We start from the raw sequence: 4,692 nt of genomic DNA, 5'->3' as shown, positions 1-4,692 counted from the left end.
GCGCCAAGCCCGCACCCTCCAGGTGATCCATGAAACGCGCCCCTCGCAGCCGTCAACGCCATGATTTATATGCGAAATATCACGATTACGACAGCGAAATCAGCGACTTACTTGGAGAATGTGGGTTGAAGCGATCGCTTGAGGATCCTGAGCGCAAGGAGTGCATGCTCGTGAACACCGCATCCTCGATCTATTGGGCAAGGGCGTAAGTGACGAAACTACAACCATTCCCGGATACAATGACCGAGCGCAATTGGGGCGGACTAGAGGATTGAAGCGCATGACATTTGGAGGGACTGCCGTGCGCTCGCTGTTCGAGCGGACTTTGGATGCGCTTCCGGACGGCGTCCTACTAACCGACTCCGAGCGTCGCGTAGTCTATGCGAATCGCTCTTTTGCTCAGCTCTGGAAGATTCCAGACGAATTGGTGAGCACGAAGAACGAGCTCGGCATGCTCACTTTCGTGACGGACCAACTGTTGGACCCGGAGGGTTTCCTTCGCGAGGTGGATCGGCTGCAGCTGGCCCAGGAGACCTCCGAGGACGAAATTCTGCTCAAGGACGGCCGCATTTTTTCGCGGCGCAGTGTGCCGTTCGATGAAGGTGGAAGGTTGGCTGCGCGAATCTGGATTTTTACGGATATCACCGAAGCACGCAGCGCCAGTATCGACGCGTTGACGGGAATACCGAACCGGCATGCCTACTCACGACAATTTCCAGAATATCTCAACACGGCCAACGATGGCCTATTCCGATCCGTCGCCATTCTCGATATCGACAATTTCAAAAGCTACAATGACAGGCATGGCCATGCGGCTGGAGACGACGTTCTGCGCCAAATAGGCACGGTTCTGCGCACGCATTTAACAAATGCCGACGATCTTTTTTTCCGGATCGGCGGCGAGGAGTTTCTCATGGCGTGTCGTACACGCGCCGCTCTGGACGCACACACTTTTTTTGAGGCATTGCGGAATCGAGTCGGTGCGTTGGCAATTACACACCCCGGGAACCAACCCTACGGTGTGGTGACGGTTTCGATGGGGCTTGGGATTTTTGAAGGGCCACAATCGCCGGCCGACGTCTTTCACCAGGTTGATGCGGCGTTGTATCAATCCAAGCATCTGGGCCGGAACAGGGTAACTATCTGGCGCCTCTAGTGCCAGTGTTATCATGGATGGACGACGCCCCGACACGCTATAGTTTCGCGGCAGAGGCGGCCGCGAGCGCGGACTTATCCTTCACAAGTTCATGGAGGAGGTGCTGCCGGGGAAATCGGAAAATCTCGAGCGGCTATCGACTGATCGACCGCCAGACTAGAGCCATCCCTTGCGACCACAATATGTGCATACATCTCGTGTTCCCTCAAGATCGAAAGTATAACGTCGCCTGCGACACTGCCTCAACTTTTTCGGTGGTCCGTGTTCTTTTTTCCATGCCTGTAGCCCAAAAATATGAGCGTAGGTCTCCACCGCCAAAGACCTCCGGCTATGGAATCGATGCATTCGGCGATGCATCCAAAAACCAATGGTGCGGCCGAAAGAATTGACGTTTAGAAGTACGATGCTGGTAGATTTATTCCCAGTGCGACCAAAATAGACATCAGCTTTGCGCCACAGAGCTTGCCCTCAATAGAGCCCGGTCTGAATATCCGATCCGCGCACCATGGTCGGATCGACTGGACAGCGATCGGCTATCCCAAGAATCATCTGGCGCTGTCGTCATTGAGTGATTGAGTGGCCCTTCGAGTACAATCGTTCGTGTGAAAAGGTCGGTGGGCATCATGTCGGAACGTTTCGAATGCACGACTGTCATTCGCGCTCGCTCAGGCGGGAGACTCTTGCGTTGTGCAGATAACCGCATGGCCATCGTCGTGCAGGCGGCAAGCCCTGCAGCAAATCGTAGGGTGAAGGACCATAGCCGAGACCGCCAAGGCTTATCAGCTCATCTGCGATACCTGCTCAATCTCGAACGGGGCCGCCACTTCATGCACGGGCGACGTCAACAATGACGATGTCTAGATCTCGCAGTGCGCGGCTACCTACTCCTCCATCGAGTTCCTGTCCTAAGGGATGTTGTATCTATCCTGGGTCGCGGCAAGAGCAATCGCGCCGGGATTTCGGGCCGAGGGCGTTGTTGATGATCAATGGTCGATCACTTGCGTATCCCGAGTCTGCGGACAGCCCGCGCCCGTTTCTCGAGCCACCACCCGAACTCCGGGTGCCACATCCCATGAACCCCGTCGGCGCCAAGTTCGCGGGCCGCCTGCAATGGCCAGTTCGGGTCCTCCAGCAGTTCGCGACCGAGTGCGACGAGGTCGATATCGCCTTGGTCGATCGAGCGGTCGACCAGCTTCGGGTCCCAAAGAAGTCCGACACCGATCGTCGCGATGCGTGCTGCCGTCTTCACCCGCGCGGCGAGGGCGAGCTGATAGCCGTGCTCGAGGGTCATGCCCTGCGGACGTTCCCGTCCTGAGATGCCGCCGCTTGAGCAGTCGATCGCGTCGACGCCGAGGTCCTTCAGTCGTTGTGCGAGGTAGATTGTGTCGTCCACTTGCCAGCCCTCGGGATGCCAGTCGGTGACCGATAGGCGGAAGACCAGTGGGTATTCGTCTGGCCAAACCTCGCGGATCGCTGCGGCGATCTCGAGTGCCAGACGGCATCGTCCTTCGAGGCTTCCGCCGTAGTCATCGCGCCGTTGGTTCGCGAGCGGCGAGTAAAACTGGTGGATGAGAAACCCATGCGCGGCGTAGACCTCGATCACCCGGAAGCCGGCCTCGCGTGCTCGCTCAGCGGCAATTCGGAACGACGCGATCACTTCCCTGATGTCCTCGATGCTCATCGCGGCCGGAGCAGGCCAGCCTTCCGCGTATGGGATCGCACTCGGCCCGAGTGCAGCCCACGGTTTTTCACCGCGCTGTGCGATGTCTTCCGAGTCGACCGGTGTCTCACCGTGCCAGGGGCGGCGTTCGCTCGCCTTGCGGCCCGCATGGGCGAGCTGGATGCCTGCAGCTGCTCCCTCTTGCGAGAGGAAGCGAGTGACCGCCGCGAGCCGGTCGATGTGGGCGTCCGACCATATCCCGAGGTCGCCATGTGTACGCCGGCCATGCTCCTGCACCGCAGTAGCCTCGCAGAACACCAGCGCGGCGCCTCCGAGTGCGAACCGACCGAGGTGGACCAAGTGCCAGTCGTTCGCCACGCCGTGCTGCGCGCGGTACTGGCTCATCGGTGAGACGACCACCCGGTTCTTTAGCGTTACACCGCGCAGCAGGAATGGTTCAAACAGCGTCATCTGGTACGTCTCTCTTCGTTGTAATTGGCTTTGGTCTGCTTCGAGCGGTGTCGTCATTGGGGTTGCACGATCCGCCACGATGCCGACCCTCGCAGCGTCCAGCCACGCAGAATCTCGAGTCCTGACAAACCGTCCGATGACGGAGGTGCAGTCGGCGCAGCGCAGCATACAGGGCCGCGTACATACGCGGTTTCGCCCGCAAGCGGCTGGCTGCGATCGTGATCGCGCTGCCACGCGACGCCGCCGAGCTCACGATGCTCGCGAAGGAAGATTACATTTTTCCGCATGCCCAAAACACGCCGGACTGGTTTGCCTCACCGGAGCCGTCACGACGCAGGCTCCGAGCAGCCCAGAGCAGACCCTCAAGCCGCGTGCCCCGCCATGCGTTCCGCTCGTGTAACTTCAATCGCCTCCTGGGCAGCCATGATTCCAGCCTTTGGATCGTCCAAGGTTGCCGGCAGAGAAACGATGACGGCGGTCACACCTTGAGTTTTAGTCCATTTGTTCTAGAATGCATCGGCGCGGACAATATGGCAAGACGCGAAGCTGGAATTTGCGAGAGCGCCGGATGGCAAGACCAAGAGAATTCGATGAGGAAGCCGTGCTCGACGCAGCAATGCAGTGCTTCTGGCGCCGCGGATACGAGGCAACATCCGTGCGCGATCTTATCGACAAGACCCGGATCACCGGCGCGAGCCTTTACAACGCATTCGGGGATAAACGCGCGCTCTTCATCAAATCGCTGGACCGTTATGTCGAACACAGCGTTGCGGATCGGATCCGGCGTTGCGAGGCATTGCCGCCCCGCGAAGCCATCGAAGCGTTCTTTTCCGATGTCTTGAAGCGCTCGCTTGAGGATCCTGAGCGCAAGGGATGCATGCTCGTGAACACCGCGCTCGACGCGGCACCCCCCGACGAAGCGTTCCGGGAAAACGTCGCGGCCGTGCTCATGCGCATCGAGATGTTTTTCCTGGGCCGAATAGAGTCGGGTCAGGCCGATGCCACGATCGCATCACTGCTGCCGGCAGAGGATATGGCACGGCATCTCCTGAGCGTGCTGATGGGATTGCGCGTGCTCGCGCGCGTGCGACCCGAGCCAGCTTTGCTGAAGGGAATCGTAGCGTCGGCTCTCGGAATGCTCGATTGCGCAAGAAAGGAAAAGGCTTTGCCCGCGATCTGATCAGATAGCATAGAGCACCTGATGCGGGATCATCGAGGACAGGGCTCTCTCTCTTTCTCTTTCTCTTTCTCTGTCGGAATGCGTTGCGGAGATCATCTGTAAGCTTGCGCCGAGGGCCGTCTGGTTGGTTTTGTGTTTTGCGTGTTAGCGGACGTCCTCATGGACGCACACGAAGACACCCCCCGCATTCAGGTTTTATCGGTTTCGGACACAGGCCGTCGTCGC

The 4,692-nt window shown here is 58.9% G+C and carries 3 protein-coding genes; 2 read left to right on the top strand and 1 reads right to left on the bottom strand.

The genetic code is table 11. The features are described 5' to 3' along the window. Window positions 1-301 precede the first annotated feature (301 nt). Window positions 302-1,156, top strand: a complete 855-nt coding sequence (locus FOA17_RS10545; RefSeq protein ID WP_041575655.1) for a sensor domain-containing diguanylate cyclase — start codon at window positions 302-304, stop codon at window positions 1,154-1,156. A gap of 994 nt (window positions 1,157-2,150) precedes the next feature. On the opposite strand, the gene FOA17_RS10540 is transcribed toward FOA17_RS10545, so the two are convergent. Next, window positions 2,151-3,344 carry an NADH:flavin oxidoreductase/NADH oxidase gene (locus FOA17_RS10540; RefSeq protein ID WP_238991788.1) on the bottom strand — a complete coding sequence of 398 codons (1,194 nt, stop codon included), beginning with the start codon at window positions 3,342-3,344 and terminating at the stop codon, window positions 2,151-2,153. A 544-nt stretch (window positions 3,345-3,888) separates the two neighbouring features. Between FOA17_RS10540 and FOA17_RS10535 the strand changes: the two genes are divergently transcribed. Next, a complete protein-coding gene (locus tag FOA17_RS10535) occupies window positions 3,889-4,467 on the top strand; it encodes a TetR/AcrR family transcriptional regulator (RefSeq protein WP_232014870.1) in 579 nt (192 codons plus the stop codon). The last annotated feature ends 225 nt before the right edge of the window (window positions 4,468-4,692 follow it).

The sequence above is a fragment of the Gemmobacter caeruleus genome, assembly GCF_008271655.1.
GTDB lineage: Bacteria > Pseudomonadota > Alphaproteobacteria > Rhodobacterales > Rhodobacteraceae > Gemmobacter > Gemmobacter caeruleus.
This window is presented reverse-complemented; position numbering and strand designations above follow the sequence as displayed.

What these genes read in the sequence shown, in the direction of transcription:
- FOA17_RS10540 (WP_238991788.1), bottom strand. Translation starts at nt 3,344, where the DNA reads ATGACGACACCGCTCGAAGCAGACCAAAGCCAATTACAACGAAGAGAG.